General features: G+C 71.4%; 16 protein-coding genes. 8 read left to right on the forward strand and 8 right to left on the reverse strand.

Annotated features, from left to right (window positions below):
* Window positions 1-62: 62 nt before the first annotated feature.
* The 6 genes from ACGF3A_RS38465 to rsmI form a co-directional block, all read right to left on the reverse strand.
* Complete coding sequence (locus tag ACGF3A_RS38465; protein WP_393735174.1) at window positions 63-983, reverse strand: 4-(cytidine 5'-diphospho)-2-C-methyl-D-erythritol kinase; 921 nt, start codon at window positions 981-983, stop codon at window positions 63-65.
* Window positions 980-1,894, reverse strand: coding sequence for a 16S rRNA (adenine(1518)-N(6)/adenine(1519)-N(6))-dimethyltransferase RsmA (rsmA, locus tag ACGF3A_RS38470; RefSeq protein ID WP_393735175.1), 915 nt, complete (start codon window positions 1,892-1,894; stop codon window positions 980-982). The genes ACGF3A_RS38465 and rsmA overlap by 4 nt, the downstream gene beginning before the upstream one ends.
* Window positions 1,891-3,276: a ubiquitin-like domain-containing protein gene (locus tag ACGF3A_RS38475; RefSeq protein WP_393735176.1), complete on the reverse strand. Its 1,386-nt coding sequence runs from the start codon at window positions 3,274-3,276 to the stop codon at window positions 1,891-1,893. Before ACGF3A_RS38475 ends, rsmA begins: the two co-directional genes overlap by 4 nt.
* Window positions 3,277-3,415: 139 nt before the next feature.
* The gene (locus tag ACGF3A_RS38480) at window positions 3,416-4,243 is read right to left on the reverse strand and encodes a TatD family hydrolase (RefSeq protein ID WP_393735177.1); all 828 of its coding nucleotides are present in this window, start codon (window positions 4,241-4,243) and stop codon (window positions 3,416-3,418) included.
* A 58-nt stretch (window positions 4,244-4,301) separates the two neighbouring features.
* On the reverse strand, window positions 4,302-4,562 hold the full coding sequence (locus ACGF3A_RS38485; protein ID WP_393735178.1) for a hypothetical protein: 261 nt from the start codon (window positions 4,560-4,562) through the stop codon (window positions 4,302-4,304).
* Window positions 4,563-4,746: 184 nt separating this feature from the next.
* The gene (gene rsmI / locus ACGF3A_RS38490; protein ID WP_393735179.1) at window positions 4,747-5,595 is read right to left on the reverse strand and encodes a 16S rRNA (cytidine(1402)-2'-O)-methyltransferase; all 849 of its coding nucleotides are present in this window, start codon (window positions 5,593-5,595) and stop codon (window positions 4,747-4,749) included.
* Window positions 5,596-5,676: 81 nt separating this feature from the next.
* Between rsmI and ACGF3A_RS38495 the strand changes: the two genes are divergently transcribed.
* The 8 genes from ACGF3A_RS38495 to ACGF3A_RS38530 all read left to right on the forward strand — a co-directional run bounded on the left by ACGF3A_RS38495 (window position 5,677) and on the right by ACGF3A_RS38530 (window position 17,580).
* Window positions 5,677-7,425, forward strand: a complete 1,749-nt coding sequence (locus ACGF3A_RS38495) for a dolichyl-phosphate-mannose--protein mannosyltransferase (protein ID WP_393735180.1) — start codon at window positions 5,677-5,679, stop codon at window positions 7,423-7,425.
* Window positions 7,426-7,712: 287 nt separating this feature from the next.
* The gene (locus ACGF3A_RS38500) at window positions 7,713-9,371 is read left to right on the forward strand and encodes a penicillin-binding transpeptidase domain-containing protein (RefSeq protein WP_393735181.1); all 1,659 of its coding nucleotides are present in this window, start codon (window positions 7,713-7,715) and stop codon (window positions 9,369-9,371) included.
* A 111-nt stretch (window positions 9,372-9,482) separates the two neighbouring features.
* A complete protein-coding gene (locus tag ACGF3A_RS38505) occupies window positions 9,483-9,983 on the forward strand; it encodes a YbaK/EbsC family protein (RefSeq protein WP_393735182.1) in 501 nt (166 codons plus the stop codon).
* The gene (locus ACGF3A_RS38510) at window positions 9,980-10,831 is read left to right on the forward strand and encodes an EamA family transporter (protein WP_393735183.1); all 852 of its coding nucleotides are present in this window, start codon (window positions 9,980-9,982) and stop codon (window positions 10,829-10,831) included. Before ACGF3A_RS38505 ends, ACGF3A_RS38510 begins: the two co-directional genes overlap by 4 nt.
* A gap of 516 nt (window positions 10,832-11,347) precedes the next feature.
* Complete coding sequence (locus tag ACGF3A_RS38515) at window positions 11,348-13,171, forward strand: ABC-F family ATP-binding cassette domain-containing protein (RefSeq protein WP_393735184.1); 1,824 nt, start codon at window positions 11,348-11,350, stop codon at window positions 13,169-13,171.
* 195 nt (window positions 13,172-13,366) lie between these two features.
* Window positions 13,367-14,731 carry a PQQ-binding-like beta-propeller repeat protein gene (locus ACGF3A_RS38520; RefSeq protein ID WP_393735185.1) on the forward strand — a complete coding sequence of 455 codons (1,365 nt, stop codon included), beginning with the start codon at window positions 13,367-13,369 and terminating at the stop codon, window positions 14,729-14,731.
* 177 nt (window positions 14,732-14,908) lie between these two features.
* Window positions 14,909-16,648, forward strand: coding sequence for a PQQ-binding-like beta-propeller repeat protein (locus tag ACGF3A_RS38525; RefSeq protein ID WP_393735186.1), 1,740 nt, complete (start codon window positions 14,909-14,911; stop codon window positions 16,646-16,648).
* A 242-nt stretch (window positions 16,649-16,890) separates the two neighbouring features.
* Window positions 16,891-17,580, forward strand: coding sequence for a LuxR C-terminal-related transcriptional regulator (locus ACGF3A_RS38530; RefSeq protein ID WP_393735187.1), 690 nt, complete (start codon window positions 16,891-16,893; stop codon window positions 17,578-17,580).
* A 36-nt stretch (window positions 17,581-17,616) separates the two neighbouring features.
* Here the strand turns inward: ACGF3A_RS38530 and ACGF3A_RS38535 are convergent, their stop codons facing one another.
* The gene (locus ACGF3A_RS38535) at window positions 17,617-17,964 is read right to left on the reverse strand and encodes a hypothetical protein (protein ID WP_393735188.1); all 348 of its coding nucleotides are present in this window, start codon (window positions 17,962-17,964) and stop codon (window positions 17,617-17,619) included.
* A 23-nt stretch (window positions 17,965-17,987) separates the two neighbouring features.
* The gene (locus ACGF3A_RS38540; protein WP_393735189.1) at window positions 17,988-19,658 is read right to left on the reverse strand and encodes a sodium:solute symporter family protein; all 1,671 of its coding nucleotides are present in this window, start codon (window positions 19,656-19,658) and stop codon (window positions 17,988-17,990) included.
* Window positions 19,659-19,792: the final 134 nt, after the last annotated feature.

Below are 19,792 nucleotides of genomic sequence, written 5' to 3' on the forward strand. Positions count from 1 at the left end.
CACCCGGCTTGCCGGAACGGCCCCCTCCGCGATGTCGGGCCGGGTGAGGGTACACGCGGCGGTCAGACGAGCGAGGCGCCGGGCGCGGGCCCGACCGCCGTACGGGCCGTGCGGCAGGTGCCGGAGGCCCGTAGCGCCTCGGCGGTCCGCGCGGCCGACTCCGCGTCCTTGACCAGGAACGCGCAGGTCGGGCCCGAGCCCGAGACGAGCGAGGCCAGGGCGCCCGCGGCGAGGCCCGCCTCCAGCGTCCGGGCCAGCGAGGGGCGCAGCGAGACGGCGGCGGGCTGCAGGTCGTTGGTGAGCGCGGCGGCGAGGGCCGCCGCGTCGCCCGTGCGCAGCGCGTCCAGCAGCGCGGGGGAGGGCTCGGGGTCGGGCACGGCGTCCACCGTGGCGCCCAGCCCGGCCGCCTCGCGCAGCCGGTCGCACTCGCGGTAGACGTCCGGGGTGGACAGGCCGCCGTCCGCGACGGCGAAGACCCAGTGGAACTCCCCGCCCGTCTCCAGCGGCGTCAGCAGCTCGCCCCGCCCCCGGCCGAGCGCGGCGCCGCCCGCGAGGCTGAAGGGCACGTCGGAGCCCAGCTCGGCGCAGAGCGCGAGGAGTTCGTCGTACTGGGTACGGGTGCCCCACAGCGCGTCGCACGCGAGCAGCGCGCCCGCCGCGTCGGCGCTGCCGCCCGCCATGCCGCCCGCGACGGGGATGTCCTTGGCGATGTGCAGCCGCACGCGCGGCTCGATCCCGTGCCGCTCGGCCAGCAGCCGCGCGGCACGCGCCGCCAGGTTGCGGTCGTCGAGCGGGATCAGGTGCGTGCCGGGGCCCTCGGCGGTCAGCCCCAGCGCTTCGTCGGGGGTGGCGGTGATCTCGTCGTAGAGGCCGACGGCGAGGAAGACGTTGGCCAGGTCGTGGAAGCCGTCGGGGCGCAGGCCGCCCACCGCCAGCTGGACGTTGACCTTCGCCGGTACCCGTACGGTGATGCTGGCACTCACGCGCCGTTCCCCTCCCTGACTGGCTTGTGCTCCGCGATCGCCGCGAACTCCTCGACCGTGAGGGCCTCCCCGCGTGCCTTCGGGTCGATCCCGGCGCCCGTCAGCGCCTCCTCGGCCGCCGCCGCCGAGCCCGCCCATCCGGCGAGCGCGGCGCGCAGCGTCTTGCGGCGCTGCGCGAACGCCGCGTCCACGGCCGCGAACACCTCGTCCCTGCTCGCGCTCGTGTCGACCGGCGCCGCGCGCCGTACGAGCGAGACCAGCCCGGAGTCCACGTTCGGCGCGGGCCAGAACACGTTCCGCCCGATCGCGCCCGCGCGCTTCACCTCGCAGTACCAGGCGGCCTTCACCGACGGCACCCCGTACACCTTCGAGCCGGGCTTCGCCGCGAGCCGGTCGGCGACCTCCGACTGCACCATCACCAGCGTCCGCTCGATGCCGGGGAAGGTGGCGAGCAGATGCAGCAGCACCGGAACGGCCACGTTGTACGGCAGGTTGGCCACGAGCGCCGTGGGCTCCGGGCCCGGCAGTTCCGTCACGCGCAGCGCGTCGGCGTGCACGAGTGTGAACCGGTCGGCGCGCTCCGGCAGCCGCGTACGCACGGTCGCGGGCAGCGCGGCGGCGAGCACGTCGTCGATCTCGATCGCCGTCACCCGCTCCGCGCCCTCCAGCAGCGCCAGCGTCAGCGAGCCGAGCCCCGGCCCGACCTCCAGCACGACGTCGTCGGGCCGCACGTCCGCGGTCCGCACGATCCGCCGCACGGTGTTCGCGTCGATGACGAAGTTCTGCCCGCGCTGCTTGGTCGGCCGCACACCGAGCGCACCGGCCAGCTCCCGCACATCGGCGGGCCCGAGCAGCGCACCCGCGTCGGCACCCGCGCCGGGGTCAGGGTCAGGGGAGGGGGCTGAGTTCACTGCGACAGTTTACGGCCGCACACCGGCCAGGGGCTCGCGCCCCGGGAGACGTAGAGCTTCTTCGCGCGCATCGTCTGCTCCGCCGCAGGCGCTTCCTGCGCGCTGCCCGAGCCGCCGAGGCTCTGCCAGGTCTGGGTGTCGAACTGGTAGAGGCCGCCGTAGGTGCCCGAGGCGTCCACGGAGCTCGGGTCGCCGCCGGACTCGCACTGGGCGAGGGCGCCCCAGTTGAGGCCCTCGGCGCCCTCGACGGTGTCGGGGAGCTTCTTGGTGCCTACCTTGATGATCTCGGTCTCGGGCTCGCGGACCATCTCGGTGCCCAGCCGCCGGGGCTTCTGCTTGACGCCGTTGACGGTACGGACCCGGTACGTGGTGCGGCGCAGGCCCGGCTTCCCGTGCCGGGCCACGACCTCGGTGCCCTCCTGGAGGTGCGGGTCGTCGCGGCGCTCCGTCTCGTACGGGACGCGCTGCTCGCGGACCTGCTCGGCGCCGGTGATCCGCATCACGGTCACGGTCTGGCCGTCGCGCGGGAAGCTGTCGAGGGGGACGGAGGTCGTGTCGTCGTTGCGGAGTTCGAGCCCGGCCTCGCGCAGCGCCCGTTCGACCGTGGGGGCGTTGGTGCGCACCCGGTGCTCGCGGCTGTCGGCGAGGAAGGTGACGCCGCGTTCCGTCCACACCTCCAGCGCGGTGCCGTTCCGCCCGATCGGCGCGGAGCGCGGCGCCGAGAGCCGCGCGCCCTCGGCGCGCACCCCCAGCTCGCGCAGCGCGCCGTCCACCGTGCGGGCCGTCGTCCACACCGTGTGCCGGTGGCCGTCGAGGGTGAGGCGGACGGGCCGCCCGTAGCGGATGTCGATCTCGTCGCCGTCGGCGAGGTCCGCGGTGCGGCCGGGGGAGACCACGTCGTGCCGCCCCAGCTCGACGCCCTCGTCCTCCAGCAGCTCCTCGACGTCCCCCGCGAAGGTGTGCAGGGTGCGGGGCTCGCCCTCGACGTCGAGCGTGACGGACTTGTCGTAGGCGACGAACGCCGAGGTGCCGCCTGCCAGGAACGCGACGACGAGCGCCTGCGGCAGCAGCCGCCGCAGCATCTCCGGGCGCTCGGAGGTGCGGCGGGAGCGCGCGGCCCGGCGCGCGGCCGCCCGGCCGCCCTCCGCCGTGGCGGGGAACGGCCGGGCGGCCTGCTGACGCGGGACGAGCGGATCCGGGGCCTCCGGGGCCTCCGGGACCTCCGGGAGGCCGGGCAGGCCCGGCACGTCCTCGTACGGCCCGTACGGATCACGGTCGTAGTCATAGCCGTAGCCGTAGGGGACATGGGCCTCGTAGCCCGCGTAGTCCTCGTAGGGCGACGGCTGCAGCACCGTCCCCACGCTCTCCTGCGACTGGCTCACGACGTCACTCCAAGCGCTCCGGCCGTTGAGAGCCTGTCGGACAGGCCCGGCGGGCGGGGACTGTAGCGGAGCAGGTGGTCACGCTCCAAAGCGGCTTGACCACTCTGTGTCGCGACCGATAGGGGGTCGCCGGGGGTCGCTAGGGGGCCCGGTAGCCGAAGGCGCGCGCCGTGTTGGCCGCGACGTGCGTGGCGAGCGCGTCCTCCGTCATCCCCTTGGTCTCCGCCATGGCCCGGAGCGTGACCGGAACGAGATACGGCGCGTTAGGCCGACCGCGGTACGGCATCGGGGTCAGGAACGGGGCGTCCGTCTCGACCAGCACGAGCTCGGGCGGCGCGACGGCGAGCGCGTCGCGCAGCGGCTGGGCGTTCTTGAACGTGACGTTTCCGGCGAAGGACATGAACCAGCCCTTCGCCGCGCAGTGTTCGGCCATCGCCGCGTCACCGGAGTAGCAGTGGAAGACGGTGCGCTCGGGCGCGCCCTCCTCGTCGAGGATCCGCAGCACGTCCGCGTGCGCGTCCCGGTCGTGGATGACGAGCGCCTTGTCCTGGCGCTTGGCGATCGCGATGTGCTCGCGGAACGAGCGCTGCTGCGCGGCGACGCCGTCCTCGCCGGTACGGAAGTAGTCGAGGCCCGTCTCGCCGACGGCCAGCACCTGCGGCAGCGCCGCGAGCTTCTCGATCTCGGTGAGGGCCTCGTCGAGCTCGCCGCCGGGCAGCCGGGGCGCCTCGTTGGGGTGGAGCGCGACGGCCGCGTGCACCGCCTCGTGTGCAGCGGCCGTCTCGGCGGCCCAGCGTGAACGCTCCAGGTCGCAGCCCACCTGCACCACGGTGGTGACCCCGACCGAGGCGGCGGCGCTCAGCGCCTCCCCCACGGAGGGGTCCTGCATATCGAGGTGCGTGTGCGAGTCCGCCACGGCGATCCGGAGCGGCTCGGGGAGCGGGGGCGCTGAACTGTCCGACGGCATACCCGCGATGATAAAGCGCCCCCGCCGTGACGTGCGAAGTACGGTTCAGAAGTGCGGTTCAGTGGTGCGGAAGTGCCGCCTCTGCCAGCGAAACACGACCGGAGCGCATGATCCTGACGACATGCCCCTCGCAATTGCGGCACGTGGGATGCGTGAGCGGAGAGGGAACCTGCTCCCCGTCCGCGTAATACACGATCAACGGGCGACCGTCCGCGTATTCGAGGTGCCGTATCTCGTACTCCTGCTCCCAGCCGTAACCGCACTTCATGCAGGCGAACGAGTACGCTTCGTGAACCGTGCCGCTGCTGGCGTGCTTCATGGCAGCTCCTCTCTCCGGGCGGTGCGCCCACTTCTCAGTGGACTCCTTCTCCGGTGGGAACGCAGGTCCCTTTCCCTTTATTGGGTCAGATTTTGTTCCTGCGTATCCAAGAAGCGGAGGATGTAAGGCTTGCCTTTGCTTTTTTACGTTAGTCCTTTACCCGCTGGTCGGCATGGGGGCGGCGTCAGGAACGCGTATTCTTCGCGGCCACCACGGCGTCGAAGACCTCGCGCTTGGGTACCCCGGCCTCCTTCGCGACCTCCGCGATGGCCTCCTTGCGCCGCTCGCCCGCCTCCTCGCGGACCGCGACCCTGCGGGCCAGCTCGGCGGCGTCCAGCGCGCCCGGCTCGGGCGGCTCGGCGCCGCGCACCACGACCGTGATCTCGCCCCGCACGTCCCCGGCGGCCCACGCGGCCAGCTCGCCCAGGGGGCCGCGCTTCACCTCCTCGTACGTCTTCGTCAGCTCCCGGCACACGGCGGCGGGGCGCTCGGCGCCGAAGACCTCGGCCATCGCCGAGAGCGTGGCCTCCAGCCGGTGCGGCGACTCGAACCAGACGAGGGTGCGCCGCTCGTCCGCGACCTCGCGCAGCCTGGTGAGCCGCTCGCCCTGCTTGCGCGGCGGGAAGCCCTCGAAGCAGAACCGGTCGACCGGCAGCCCCGAGAGCGCCAGCGCCGTCAGCACGGCCGAGGGCCCGGGGACGGCGGTGACCCGCACGCCGCGCTCCACCGCTGCGGCGACGAGACGGTAGCCGGGGTCCGACACCGAGGGCATCCCGGCGTCCGTCACGAGTACGACCCTGGCACCGTTTTCCAGCGCGTCGGCCAGCTCGGGCGTGCGCGCCGCCTCGTTGCCCTCGAAGTACGAGACGACGCGGCCCTTCGGCTCGGCGCCCAGCGCCTGCGTGAGGCGGCGCAGGCGGCGCGTGTCCTCGGCGGCGACGATGTCGGCGGCGCCGAGTTCGGCGGCCAGGCGGGGCGGGGCGTCCGAGGGGTCGCCGATGGGCGTTCCGGCGAGCACGAGGGTTCCAGTCACGCCTCCATCGTCCCAGCAGGGGCCCCGCGCGCGACGCCGCCGTCGTACGCCGCCCAGCGCGCGCGGGCGGCGGTCCCTACGATGGCCCGCGTGACGACGAGTGACACCGTGGCGGACCCCGACCGTCGGCAGAGCGGCGGCGACCAGGAGGAGATGCCCTCCTGGCAGACGAGACTGCGCCGCTTCGGCTACGCGGCGCGGCCCCGCCCGGGGGTCCGTGACCGGCTGGAACCCCCGTTCCCGAAGCCGGACCCACGGCTGGCCGCGGTGTTCGGCCTCGCGCCCGGGACCGCGGCGAAGCTGGTGCGGTGGTCGGCGTGGGGCGGCCCGCTGCTCGTCGCGCTCGTCGCCGGGGTGCTGCGCTTCTGGCAGCTCGGCTCGCCGCACGCGGTGATATTCGACGAGACGTACTACGCCAAGGACGCCTGGTCCCTGTGGCAGTACGGCTACGAGGGCACCTGGCCCGAGAAGGCCAACGACAAGATCCTCGCCGACCCCCAGCACATCCCCCTCTCCCCGGAGGGCTCGTACGTCGTCCACCCGCCCGTCGGAAAGTGGATCATCGGCGCGGGGGAGTGGCTCTTCGGGCTCGACCCCTTCGGCTGGCGGTTCATGACGGCGGTGCTCGGCACGCTCTCGGTGCTGATGCTCTGCCGGATCGGGCGCCGGCTGTTCCGCTCGACGGCGCTCGGCTGCCTGGCGGGCGGCCTGATGGCCGTGGACGGCCTGCACTTCGTGATGAGCCGCACGGCGCTGCTCGACCTGGTGCTGATGTTCTGGGTGCTGGCCGCGTTCGGCTGCCTGCTCGTGGACCGCGACAGGACACGGGAGAGACTCGCCCGCGCACTGCCGCCGCTCGACGAGGACGGACGTACGGGAGAGCTGCGCCCCGACGCGTGGACCGGCGCCCGGCTGGGGCTCGGCTGGCGCCCCTGGCGGATCGCGGCGGGCGTCTGCCTGGGCCTGGGCTTCGCGACGAAGTGGAACGGGCTGTACGTGCTCGCCGCGTTCGGCATCCTCACCGTCCTGTGGGACATGGGCGCGCGCCGTACGGCCGGTGCCGCGCGCCCGTTCCGCGCGATGCTCCGCAAGGACGCGCTGCCCGCCTTCGTCTCGCTGCCCGTGGTCGCCGTGGGCACGTACGTCGCGTCCTGGTCGGGCTGGTTCGCCACCTCCGGCGGCTACTTCCGGGACTGGGCGGCCAGGGAGGGCGCCGCGGGCCCCTGGGGCTGGCTGCCCGGCCCGCTGCGCAGCCTGTGGCACTACGAGAGCGAGGTCTACGACTTCCACGTCAGCCTCACCTCGCACCACACGTACCAGTCCAACCCGTGGAGCTGGCTGGTCCTGGGCCGCCCCGTCTCCTACTTCTACGAGTCCCCGAAGGCGGGCTCCGACGGCTGCGCCGACCGGGAGGGCTGCGCCCGCGAGGTCCTCGCGCTGGGCACCCCCGTGCTGTGGTGGGTGGCGTGCGTGGCGCTGCTGTACGTGGTCTACCGCTGGCTCTTCCGGCGGGACTGGCGCGCGGGCGCGATCCTGTGCGGCATCGCCGCGGGCTACCTCCCCTGGTTCATGTACCAGGAGCGCACGATCTTCCTCTTCTACGCGGTGGTGTTCCTGCCGTTCCTCTGCCTGGGGCTGGCGATGGCGGCGGGGGCGCTGGCCGGGCCACCGGGCGTGAGCGACAGACGCCGTACGACGGGGGTGGTGGCCGTCGGCGTCCTGGGGCTGCTCATCGTCTGGAACTTCATCTACTTCTGGCCCATCTACACCGGGCAGACGATCCCCATGTCCGAGTGGCGGCAACGCATGTGGTTCGACACCTGGATCTGACAGCTCCGCCGGATCTGGGAGTTCCTCGCAGAATCCGGCCGACATCCGGAACTATCCGCGCCGTTTCGTTCGTCTGCTCAAGAGGCCGAGGCAACTCACGTCACTCCCGTACCGGTTCCACTTCGGGCCGCAAACCGCCGGAACCGGTGAATCCTGGAACGCACTTCCCCAGGAAGCGGGGCTGAACGGGCATACCGGGACACGAGCCGTGACGGGTGTGCTCTAGGGTGCCTCGCACAGGTCCTCGGCCATGTCGGCCGGGGCGGGGCGGAGGGGCAGAGACTCGAATGCGTGACAGTCAGAAGATGGCCGTGATCGGCGGGGTGGCCGCCGCCGTCGTCGGACTCACCGGCGTCGGCGTCTATGCCCTGGTCGGGAGCGACAGCGACGAGGGCGGCGAGGACAAGACGAAGGGGAGCGTCGCCGCGCCCGACGACGGCAAGGGGCCCGACGGCGAGATCAAGAAGGGCCCGCCCAGCTCGGCGGAGGTCCGCACCACCGCCAAGGGCTTCCTCTCCGCCTGGTCCGCCGGGGACGTCAAGAAGGCCGCCCGCCTCACGGACGACACCGCGCAGGCCGCCAAGGAGCTGAAGGGCCTCCGCACGCAGGGCCGCTTCGCCAAGGTCGTCACGGCGCCGCGCTCGGCCAAGGGCCCCAAGGTGCCCTACGCCGTCACCGCGCAGATCGCCTACAAGGGCAAGAAGGCCACCCTCAACTACGGCTCCCAGCTGGAGGTCGTGCGGGACAAGAAGACCGGCAAGGCCGTCGTCGGCTGGAAGTCCTCGGTCCTGCACCCCAAGCTCAAGGACGGCCAGGCGGTCAAGACCGACGAGGCCGGGACCCCGCCGATCAACGCGGTGGACCGCAGCGGCGCCGCGCTCTCCAAGGACGACCACCCCACCCTCGGCGACGTCCTCGACGACCTGCGCAAGCGCTACGGCGACAAGACCGACGGCTCCTCGGGCGTCCAGACCCGCGTCGTCGACGCCAAGGGCAAGAACCAGGGCATCCTGCGCCAGCTCTCCAAGTCCACCCCCGGCGAGCTGAAGACGACCCTCGACGCCAAGGCGCAGACCGCCGCGGAGAAGGCGGTCAAGGGCAAGTCCAAGGCGTCCGTCGTCGCCGTCAAGCCCAGCACCGGCGAGATCCTCGCCGTCGCCAACTCCCCGGCCACGGGCTTCAACAGCGCCCTGCGCGGCTCGCTGGCGCCCGGCTCCACCATGAAGGTCGTCACCGGCGCGATGCTGCTGGACAAGGGCCTCGCCTCGCCGGGCAAGTCGCACCCGTGCCCCAAGTACGCGACGTACGGCGGCTGGAAGTTCCAGAACCTCGACAAGTTCGAGATCAAGAACGGCACCTTCGCGCAGAGCTTCGCCCGCTCCTGCAACACCGCCTTCATCACCCAGGCCAAGAAGCTGAAGGACGACGACCTCACCAAGGAGGCCCGCGACGTCTTCGGCATCGGCCTCGACTGGAAGACGGGCACCGGCACCTTCGACGGCTCCGTCCCCGTCCAGTCCGACGCGCAGATGGCGTCCTCGCTCATCGGCCAGGGCGGCGTGCGGATGAACCCGCTCACCATGGCCTCGGTCGCCGCGACCGTGCAGAACGGCAGCTTCAAGCAGCCGGTCATCGTGCCCGCCTCGCTGGACAAGCGCTCGCTGGCGAAGGCCGCGCGCACGATGAAGCCGGGCGTCGCCAAGGACCTCAAGTCCCTGATGAAGCTCACCGCGACGAGCGGCACCGCCGCCAAGGCCCTGTCGGGGCTCAGCGGTGACGTCGGCGGCAAGACGGGCTCCGCCGAGGTCGACGGCCAGAAGAAGCCGAACGCCTGGTTCACGGCGTACAAGGGCGACGTCGCCTCCGCCGCCGTCGTCCCGGCCTCCGGCCACGGCGGCGACAACGCGGGCCCCGTCGTCCGCAAGGTCCTCGAAGCCGCGGGCTGACGCACCCGAACCCATGAAGGGCGGACCGGCGCAACGCCGGTCCGCCCTTCGGCGTTCCGGTAACCGAAACGGCTTCGCGTGCCCTGTACACCTGGCGGTAACGTCGCGGCCATGACCGAGCAAGCCCCGCAAGCCCCCGCCGCCCACCCCCGCTTCGCCCAGGCCCTCGCCGCCCTCGGCCTCTCCGGCGTCGAGATCCGGAGCTTCCCGGACGCGACCCGTACGGCCAGGGAGGCCGCCGACGCCATCGGCTGCGAGCTCAGCCAGATCGTCAAGTCGCTGATCTTCGAGGTCGACGGCGAGCCGGTCCTCGTGCTGATGGACGGCTCCTCCCGCGTCGACCTCGGCCTGGTCTCCCAGGCCCTCGGCGGCACGGTGAAGCGCGCGAACGCCGACACCGTACGGGCGGCGACCGGGTACGCGATCGGCGGCGTGCCCCCGTTCGGCCATGTCTCGCGGATGCGGGTGCTCGCCGACCGGGGCCTGCTCGCGCACGAGGTCGTCTGGGCGGCGGCGGGCACCCCGCACACCGTCTTCCCCCTGCCTCCGGAGGAGCTGGTGGACCACGCGGGCGGCACGCTCGTGGACGTCCGCGAAGCCGCTGCCCGGTGACCCCGCTGGTCGTCGCGGCCGTCCTCGCCGCCGCGCTCACCCACGCGAGCTGGAACGCCCTGGCGCACGGCATCAAGGACCAGCTGCTCGCCTTCACCCTCGTCGGCGGTGGCGGCACGCTCTGCGGCGCGCTGCTCGCCTGCTTCGCGCCGCTGCCGGACGCCGAGGCGTGGCCCGCGCTGCTGGCCTCGGTCGTGCTGCACGTGGTCTACCAGATGCTGCTGATGCGCTCGTTCCACCTCGGTGAGTTCGGGCAGATGTACCCCATCGCGCGCGGCACTGCGCCGCTCGTGGTCACCGTCCTCGCGGCCGTCTTCGTGCACGAGATGCCGGACGCCTGGCAGTTGGCGGGCGTCCTCCTCGCCTCGGCGGGCCTCGTCGGCGTCGCCCTGTGGGGCCTGCGCGGCAAGGGCTCCGCCCCTGACTGGCCCGCGCTCCTCGCCGCGGTCTGCACGGGCCTCGCCATCGCCTCGTACACGGTGGTGGACGGCGTGGGCGTACGCGCCTCCGGCACCTCCCTCGGGTACATCGCGTGGCTGATGATCCTGGAGGGGCTGGCGATACCGGCGTACGCCTTGGCCACGCGCCGTGGCGCACTGGTCGCCCAACTGCGGCCCATCGCGCTGCGGGGTCTGCTGGGCGGGGCGCTGTCCGTCGTCGCGTACGGGCTCGTCCTCTGGGCCCAGACCCGAGCCCCTCTGGCGCCGGTGGCGGCCCTCCGCGAGTCCTCGATCATCGCGGGCGCGGCGATTGGTGCCGTCTTCTTCAAGGAACGCTTCGGCTGGCCCCGCATCGGCGCTTCCGCGCTCATGGTCGGCGGCATAGCCCTCATGCTCCACGGAAGCTAGCCGTCAAAGAGGGGGTTCGCCCCCATGCTTCTCCCTCCGCCCCCTGCGAAGCTTGGGAAGTCTGCGCAAGGCGCAGGGTTGGCAAGCGCAGCCCCCCATGCCGGGTGCTCCGGCGAAAGGGCCGCGCCCGGGGTGCCCCGGGCTGTGCTTCGCGGGGCGCGCCCGCGTCGTGGCTTGGCGCGCAGTTCCCCGCGCCCCTTGACGGGCAAGCCCCGACGTGCAGTGACCGGTCGCGCCCACGCGGCGGAGCCGCAAATGGACACAGGCCCGCGCCCCTGAGGGGGCAAGCCCCGAGGTGTTGTGACCGGTCGCGCCCGCGCGGCGGAGCCGCATATCGAGCACAGCCCCGCGCCCCTGAGGGAGAAGGGGCAAGCTCCGAGGCGTTGTGACCGGTCGTGGCGGAGCCGCGCATGGGAGACAGGGGCGTGCCCCTGACGGGGCACTTCAAGGGGCGCGGGACGCGGCAAGGGCTGGGCAGGCCTACCCTGGGACGCTGGCCCCCCGTACAGGAGAAAAATGGCAGTCAACCTCGTCAATCTGGAAGCCGTCGACAAGGTGTACGGCACCCGCGCCCTGCTAGACGGCGTCTCGCTCGGCGTGAGCGAGGGCGACCGTATCGGCGTCGTCGGCCGGAACGGGGACGGCAAGACCACCCTGATCCGGCTGCTGGCCAAGCTGGAGACGCCCGACGCGGGACGCGTGACGCACTCGGGCGGGCTGCGCCTCGGCGTGCTCAGCCAGCACGACTCGCTCGACTCCGCCGCGACCGTGCGGCACGAGGTCGTCGGCGACATGGCCGATCACGAGTGGGCCGGGAACGCCAAGATCCGTGACGTCCTCACCGGACTCTTCGGCGGTCTCGCGCTGCCCGGATTCCCGCAGGGGCTCGACACCGTCATCGGCCCCCTCTCCGGCGGCGAGCGCCGCCGCATCGCGCTCGCCAAGCTGCTCATCGCCGAGCAGGATCTGATCGTCCTCGACGAGCCGACGAACCACCTCGACGTCGAGGGCATCGCCTGGCTCGCCGGGCATCTGCGCACGCGCCGTTCGGCGCTCGTCTGCGTCACGCACGACCGCTGGTTCCTGGATCAGGTCGCGACGAGCATGTGGGACGTGCAGCGCGGCGCGATCCACGAGTACGAGGGCGGGTACTCGGACTACGTCTTCGCGCGGGCCGAGCGCGAGCGCATCGCGCAGCAGGAGGAGACCAAGCGGCAGAACCTGATGCGCAAGGAGCTGGCCTGGCTGCGGCGCGGCGCTCCCGCCCGTACGAGCAAGCCCCGGTTCCGTATCGAGGCCGCGAACGAGCTGATCGAGGGTGAGCCCCCGCCGCGCGACAGCCAGGAGCTGATGCGGTTCGCGGGCTCCCGGCTCGGCAAGACCGTGCTGGACCTGGAGGATGTCACCGTCCAGGCGGGTCCGAAGGTGCTGCTGAAGCATCTGACCTGGCAGCTCGGGCCCGGCGACCGTATCGGCCTGGTCGGGGTGAACGGCGCGGGCAAGACCTCGCTGCTGCGGGCGCTGGCGGACGCCGCGTTCTCCGAGGGGGAGAAGCAGCCCGCCGCCGGGCATGTGAAGGTCGGCAAGACGGTCAAGCTGGCGTATCTCTCGCAGGAGGTCGCCGAACTCGACCCGGGGCTGCGGGTGCTGGAGGCCGTGGAGGCCGTACGGCAGCGCGTCGATCTCGGCAAGGGGCGCGAGATGACGGCCTCGCAGCTCTGCGAGAAGTTCGGCTTCGCCAAGGAGAAGCAGTGGACGCCGGTCGGCGATCTGTCGGGCGGTGAGCGGCGGCGGCTGCAGATCCTGCGGCTGCTGATGGACGAGCCCAACGTCCTCTTCCTGGACGAGCCGACGAACGACCTGGACATCGAGACGCTGACCCAGCTCGAAGACCTGCTCGACGGCTGGGCGGGCTCGCTCGTGGTGATCTCCCACGACCGGTTCTTCGTCGAGCGGACCACGGACCGGGTGCTGGCGCTGCTCGGCGACAAGACGCTGCGGATGCTGCCGCGCGGCATCGACGAGTACCTGGAGCGGCGCGAGCGCGCACGGGCCGCGGAGGCCGCTTCGGCCGCGCCCGCGCCCGCCGCGGCGAGCGCCGAGCCCAAGGCGGCCAAGCCCGCGGGGCTCTCGCGCGCGGCGCAGAAGGAGATGCAGCGCATCGAGCGGCAGTTGGAGAAGACCGAGCAGCAGGAGGCGAAGCTGCACGCCGAGATGGCGGAGCACGCGACGGACTTCGAGCGCGTCGCGGGGCTGGACGCGACGCTGCGCGAACTCGCCGAGCAGCGCGAGACGCTGGAGCTGCGGTGGCTTGAACTGGCCGATACCGAGGGGGCATGACAAGAGTTCCGGGGCCGGTGGTAGAAAGAGTGACCCCCTCCGTCCCTAGGAACTCCCATGTCACAGCCGCCTCCTCCGCCTCAGTGGCAACCTCCCCAGGGTGCTCCCCAGGGTGACGGAAATCCGCCACCGCCACCTCCGCTCCAGCCTCCCGGCGCCTTCGGGCAGGCACCTCCGATGCCTCCGGTTCCGCCGGTGTCCCCCTCCGGCGGCGGGGGCGGGCTCAACGCGAAGGTGGTCGCGATCGTCGGCGCCGTGCTGGCGGTCGCGCTGATCGCGGGCGGCGTATGGGCGTTCTCCGGCGGTGACGACGGCGGCGGCGAGGCCAAGGGCGGCGCCGTCCCCGGCGGCGGCACGGCCAAGCAGCTCTTCTCGCTGAAGCAGCCCGACACCCACGTCGAGGACAGCCAGGGCGCCGACGGCAGCTGGGCCACGAAGAAGATCTACGCCAAGTCCTCGATCAACGCGGTCGAGGGCTACCGGATGAACGGCGCCCGCGCCTGGCGCGTCCCGCTCGGCGGCCCCGTGTGCTCGGCCTCGCCGCACATGACCGCCGACCACCGCACGGCCGTCGCCTACGAGGGCGGCAGCGGCGGCTGCAACAGCGTCGCCGTCCTCGACCTCGACACCGGCAAGAAGCTGTGGGACAAGCCCATCCCCAAGGGCGAGCACATCTTCGGCGGCGGCGACGTCAGCCTGACCGTCGCGGAGAACACCGTCGCCCTCTCCTGGATCGGCGGCTACGCGGCCTTCGACATCGACGGCGGCCCGCCGCTCTGGAAGAGCAAAGAGACCGGCGAGACCTGCGAGCACGCCCGCTACGGCGGCGGCGCCAAGCTGCTGGTCGTCCTCGACTGCGAGGGCTCGCTGACCGTCAACCGGCTCGACCCGAGGACCGGCCACTCCACCTGGGACGTCAAGCTGCCCCGCGGCCTGGACGACGGACGGGACGTCCGCGTGATCGACACGGACCCGGTGGTGCTGGTGCTGGGCACCGGCGGCGAGACGGCGTCCGAGGTCATGACGGTCGACGACAAGGGCACGATCGCGGGCACCTTCAGCCTCGGCAAGCGCTACGAGCCCGGCTGCGGCCTGGGCGGGCTGGGCGGCGAGGCGTGCTTCAACGTCGTGGCCACCGACGATGTGGTCTACGTCTCCACCAAGGAGCACACGGGCAAGGGCGACAGCACGCTGGAGCGGACGAACGAGGTCATGGGCTTCGACTTCCGCACCGGCAAGCTCCGCTGGAAGTCGAGCGCGGGAGCGGACCGCACCGTGTACCCGGTCGCGACGGAGGGTGACAAGGCCGTGGCGTACGTCCCGCCGAAGCTCGACAAGGGCGGCCAGGTCGTCAGCGTCTCGCCGGACGGCGGCAAGCAGCGCGGCCTGCTCACCCTGCCCGACGACAGCGCGGACACGCAGGACGAGTTCCGGGTCCCGACGGTCGGCACGAGCAATTCGGTGCTCTGGGCCGGGGGACATCTGTTCCTCCAGCGCGGGCTGCTCTCCGGGAAGTACGAGAAGGACGCCGCGCCCCTGGCCATGGGCTTCGGAGGGTGACGGCGATGCGTGGGTGACGGGTATGTAACGGAACCGGGACCTGGGTCCGCAGTGTCCGATGGTAGAAAGAACTTCCGCTCAGAAGTCTGCCGATGGCGGGCCATGATGTCCGAGTTGCTCGGCCCTACGGGGGTTTGAGGTGCCGGGCGCCCGGTCTGCCCGTAACGAGGGATTGTCATGTCGCAGCCGCCTCCGCCGCCGAGTCAGCCGCCGCCGGGTGGCTTCGGCGCGCCGCAGGAGCCCCCGCAGGGCCAGCCCGGGCAGCCGTCGTACGGCTACCCGCAGCAGCCCGGCCAGCCGCCCCAGCAGCCCGGTCAGCCGCCGCAGGCCCCCCAGGCCCCGCCCGGGGGGTACGGCTACCCGCAGCAGCCCGGACCTCCCGGCCAGCCGCCGCAGACCCCGCCGCCCGGCGGGGGCTTCGGGGCGCCCACTCCGCCCATGGGCCAGCCCGGTCCGTACGGGCAGCAGATGGGCCAGCAGCCCGGGATGTACACGACGCAGCCGATGGGCAGCGCGGGCGGGCCCGGCCGGAACAACAACAAGGTCATCATCATCGTGGCGGCCGTCGTCGCCGTGCTGCTCGTGGCGGGCGGCTCCGTGTTCTTCCTCACGAAGGACGACGGCGGGGACAAGAAGGACGAGTCCAAGGGCAAGAAGGGCGGCACCTCGCAGGGTGTCGGCGGCTCGGACCCGAACGCGAAGCCGAAGAGCACCAAGGGCAAGCAGATCGTCGACATCGACGCGCCCAAGGTCAAGGACGTGACCACCGTCGTCGGCGCCTGGTCCACGGGCAAGGTCTTCGCGAAGTCCACGGTCAACGCGCTGATCGGCATGGACCTCGCGACGAACAAGCAGAAGTACAAGCTGCCGCTCAAGGGCAACGTCTGCGCCGCGTCGAACGAGACGACCAAGGACGGCCTGGCCGCGATGGTCGTCCAGGAGACGATCTCCAGCGGCGCCGACTGCACGCGCATGGTCATCGTGGACGTCAACAAGGGCAAGATCCTTCAGGACAAGACGATGCCCAACGCGGACACCCGCAGCATCGAGAACGTCGCGATCAGCGGCGACACCGTCGCCTCCGCCTGGATCGGCGGCTCCGCCGGGTACAAGATCTCGACCGGCAAGAAGATCTGGAGCGCCACGCCCAGCACCTGCCGTGACGTCGGCTACGCGGGCGGCAAGTCCCTGGTCGCCGTCGTCGAGTGCGGCAACGACCTGGACAACCCCGAGGTGTCGGTCCAGAAGCTCGACCCGGACACGGGGAAGGCCAACTGGAAGTACAAGATGCCCAAGGGCGCCAAGAACGTCCGCGTCGCCTCGACCGACCCCGTCGTCCTGGTGGCGGGCGCGGGCGACGAGCTGACCAGCGACATCTTCACGGTCGGCGAGGACAAGAAGCTCAAGGCCAAGATCTCCATGGGCAAGCGCTACAACAAGCCCTGCGAGCTGGAGGTCGACGGCTGCTACGGCATGGCCGTCGACCAGAACACGGTCTACCTCTCGACCGCCGAGCACTCCGGCTCGTCCGAGTACGGCAGGACCAACGAGGTCATGGCCTTCGACTTCAACACCGGCCGCGCCAAGTGGAAGTCCCCGGCCGGGGAGAAGCGGGCGATCATCCCGTTCAAGACGCAGGGCTCGAACGTCCTCGCGTACAAGCTCCCCTCCTACGACTCGGGCGGCGAGATCGTCAGCCTCGACCCGCAGAAGGGCAAGCAGACCCGGCTGCTGAAGATGCCGGTCTCCGACGTCGGCGAGGGCGAGCAGGCGATCAACGTCAGCTCGTACTCGGTGGACCAGCCGATCGTCTGGGACGGCCGGAGGATGTTCCTCTCGGACAAGCTGATCTCCGAGCGGAGCTCGTCGGTCGGCAACGACGTGCCGAAGCTGGCCGTCGGATTCGGCGCCGAGTGAGGAGCCGGAAACGGGCGGAAGCGCGCCAGTAGCCGACGTTCCGCTTGTGGACTCCGTGTGGGCCCGTCATGGTTGCCATGGCGGGCCCGTACGTGTTCCCGGAGGCGGGCACTTCACGCCGACCCGAGGGGATTTCCCCTCGTAAGGGGAGCGGAACTGTCGGTGACCGTGTAGCTTCCAGGAACAGGAGAGGGGTTGGGACTGGGGGGTGCCGACCCTTCAGGACTGTGGGGGGTAGCTCTATGAGCGTGCGGCTCATGGTGGTCGACGACCACCGCCTGCTCGCCGAGGCGCTGGCCTCGGCCCTGAAACTCCGGGGCCACCGGGTGCTCGCCGCGGCGGCGCCCAGTGGCGGTGCGGCCGAGCTGGTGATCAGCCGGGCCCCGGAGGTGTGCCTGCTGGGCACGGCGACGCCGGCGGAGCCCGGCGTCTTCGACCCGGTGGTCAGGATCAAGAGAGAGAAACCGCAGATCGCGGTCGTGGTGCTCGGTCCCGTTCCCAGCCCGCGTGGCATCGCCTCCGCCTTCGCGGCGGGGGCGTCCGGCTATGTGCGGCACGACGAGCGGATCGAGGGTGTCGAACGGGCGATGGTGAAGGCCCGCGCGGGGGAGGCGGCGGTCGCGCCGCAGCTCCTGCAGCAGTCCTTCACCGAGCTGCTCAACCCGGCGACGGAGCCGGACGACGAGGGCGCGCGGCTGCTGCAGATGCTGACGCCGCGCGAGGTCGAGGTCCTGGTGCGCGTCGCCGAGGGCGAGGACACCCGGCTCATAGCGGCCGGCATGGGCATCGCCCCGAGCACGGCCCGTACGCATGTCCAGCGGGTGCTGATGAAGCTGGGCGTGGGCTCGCGCCTGGAGGCCGCTGCCCTGGCAGCCCGTACGGGCCTGCTGGACAGGGCCTCCGGAACGGCGGCCGCGGGGAGGGGGGAGTGAGCGGGCGCCGCCCGCACGCTCCCCCCTCCTCCGGGGTCACCTCTCCGCTGCCTCCGCGGCCTCGGCCTCCGAGGGGGGCGGGGGCGGGATGGTCGGGCTGAGTTTCAGCCACAGCAGGAAGGCCAGCCCCAGGAGCAGCATCCCGATGCCGGTCCAGAGGTTGATGTTGATGCCCTCGGCCTTGTCGATGTCCGCGTCCGAGGCGGTGATCCCGGCGATCGTGACGATCACTCCGTAGACCACGAAGAGCCCGCCGATGATGCGGCGTACGTCGAAGAGGCGGGCGGCGGTCTCGGACTTCCGCTCCAGCTCCTCGACCTCGCGGGCGATCTGTGCGGCCTCGGAGTCGGACCGGGGCGGGGTGTTGCCGTCGTCTGTCGTCATGGTGCGTCAGCGCTCCTCGCGGATCAGAAGGAGAAGGGGATGTAGCAGAGGGCGGCAAGGATGACCGCGCCCCAGCCGAGCAGCGCGGGCTTGCGGTACCACGCGTCGTCGCCCTTCTCCGGCGGCTCCTCAAGGCCTGGCGAGACGGTCCCGTAGACGAGCCCGGCGAGCTGTTCGACGGGCTTCGGCTTGGTGACCATCGTGACCACGAACATCACCACGGCGCCCACGACGAAGGCCACGATCGAGGAGACGAAGTTCGCGCCCTGGTCGCTGGGGATCTCGATGACGCCCTGCTTGTAGAACCAGAAGTAGTTGATCATCGCGGCCACGGTGCCGCTCAGCAGACCCCAGAACCCGGCGGCGGGCGTGGTCTTCTTCCAGAACATGCCGATGATGAAGACCACGAACAGCGGCACGTTGAAGAAGGAGAACAGGGTCTGGAGGTAGTTCATGATGTTGCTGAACGAGGACGCGATGAACGCCGTGCCCATGCCGATCAGCACGCCGACCACGGTGGTCCAGCGGGCCGTGGTGACGTAGTACGAGTCGGGCTTGTCCTTCTTCAGGTACGGCCGCCAGATGTCGTTGGTGAAGACGGTGTTGAAGGAGGAGATGTTCGCCGCCATGCCCGCCATGAACGCGGCGAGCAGACCGGTGACCGCGATGCCCAGCACGCCGTTCGGCAGCAGGTCCCGCATGAGCACGGGGATCGCGTCGTTGTACTCCAGACCGCTGCCCGGCTTGCCCAGCGCGGGCTCCATCACCAGGGCGATCAGCCCGGGGATGACGACGACGGCGGGGATCAGGATCTTGGGGAACGCGGCGATGAGCGGGGTGCGCTGGGCCGCCGAGAGGTTCTTCGCCGACAGGGCGCGCTGGACCTCGGCGAAGTTCGTGGTCCAGTAGCCGAAGCTCATCACGAAGCCCAGGCCGAGCACGATCGTCAGCCAGTTGGCGCCGAGCGGGTTGCCCGAGCCGATGCCCGTGCCGTCCCACGCGGTCATGAAGGCCTCGCCCTTCTTGCCGCTGAGGGTGTCGGAGATGCCGTCCCAGCCGCCGACGCGCTTGAGGCCGACGATGGTCAGCGGGATCAGCGCGGCGAGGATGACGAAGAACTGCAGCACCTCGGTGTAGATCGCCGAGGAGAGCCCACCGAGCGTGATGTACGCGAGGACGAAGAAGCCCGCGACGACGATGGCGATCCACTGCTCCCAGCCGAGCAGGGCCTCCAGCACGATCGCGAGCGCGTAGAGGTTCACGCCCGCGATGAGCACAGCGGAGACCGCGAAGATGACGGAGCTGAGCAGGTGGGAGGCGGGCCCGAAGCGGTGGAGCAGGAACTCCGGGACGGAGCGCACCTTCGAGCCGTAGTAGAAGGGCATCATCACCAGGCCGAGGAAGACCATGGCGGGGATGGCGCCGATCCAGTACCAGTGCACGGTGTAGACGCCGTACTGCGCGCCGTTGGCGGCCATGCCGAGGATCTCGGTGGCGCCGAGGTTGGCGGCGACGAACGCGAGACCGGTGATCCAGGCGGGCAGTGACCGGCCCGAGAGGAAGAAGTCGAGGCTGGTCTTCACGCTGCGCCGGGCGGCGAAGCCGATCCCGAGCACGACGGCGAAGTAGATGCCGAGAAGTGTGTAATCGAGTCCGTTGGTGGGGAGCCGTAGCCGTTCGGCCAGGTACAACATGGGTCACTCGCTTCATTGCGTGACGGGAACGGACGAGAAGGTACCCCCCTTGCTTCACCTTCTGAAAGGACTTGTTGCTGGAGTTTGTTTGATTGTGATGAATCTCGATGGGTGTCGGTGATCTGGCATCCAGA

This window comes from Streptomyces sp. NPDC048172 (assembly GCF_043202595.1).
Taxonomy (GTDB): domain Bacteria; phylum Actinomycetota; class Actinomycetes; order Streptomycetales; family Streptomycetaceae; genus Streptomyces.

Excerpts from the sequence above, each read along its gene's own strand:
- ACGF3A_RS38480 (WP_393735177.1), bottom strand. The coding sequence starts at position 4,243 with ATGCCGTCGGACAGTTCAGCGCCCCCGCTCCCCGAGCCGCTCCGGATC.
- ACGF3A_RS38485 (WP_393735178.1), bottom strand. The coding sequence starts at position 4,562 with ATGAAGCACGCCAGCAGCGGCACGGTTCACGAAGCGTACTCGTTCGCC.
- ACGF3A_RS38495 (WP_393735180.1), top strand. The coding sequence starts at position 5,677 with ATGGCCCGCGTGACGACGAGTGACACCGTGGCGGACCCCGACCGTCGG.
- ACGF3A_RS38500 (WP_393735181.1), top strand. The coding sequence starts at position 7,713 with ATGCGTGACAGTCAGAAGATGGCCGTGATCGGCGGGGTGGCCGCCGCC.
- ACGF3A_RS38505 (WP_393735182.1), top strand. The coding sequence starts at position 9,483 with ATGACCGAGCAAGCCCCGCAAGCCCCCGCCGCCCACCCCCGCTTCGCC.
- ACGF3A_RS38515 (WP_393735184.1), top strand. The coding sequence starts at position 11,348 with ATGGCAGTCAACCTCGTCAATCTGGAAGCCGTCGACAAGGTGTACGGC.
- ACGF3A_RS38525 (WP_393735186.1), top strand. The coding sequence starts at position 14,909 with ATGTCGCAGCCGCCTCCGCCGCCGAGTCAGCCGCCGCCGGGTGGCTTC.
- ACGF3A_RS38530 (WP_393735187.1), top strand. The coding sequence starts at position 16,891 with ATGAGCGTGCGGCTCATGGTGGTCGACGACCACCGCCTGCTCGCCGAG.
- ACGF3A_RS38535 (WP_393735188.1), bottom strand. The coding sequence starts at position 17,964 with ATGACGACAGACGACGGCAACACCCCGCCCCGGTCCGACTCCGAGGCC.
- ACGF3A_RS38540 (WP_393735189.1), bottom strand. The coding sequence starts at position 19,658 with ATGTTGTACCTGGCCGAACGGCTACGGCTCCCCACCAACGGACTCGAT.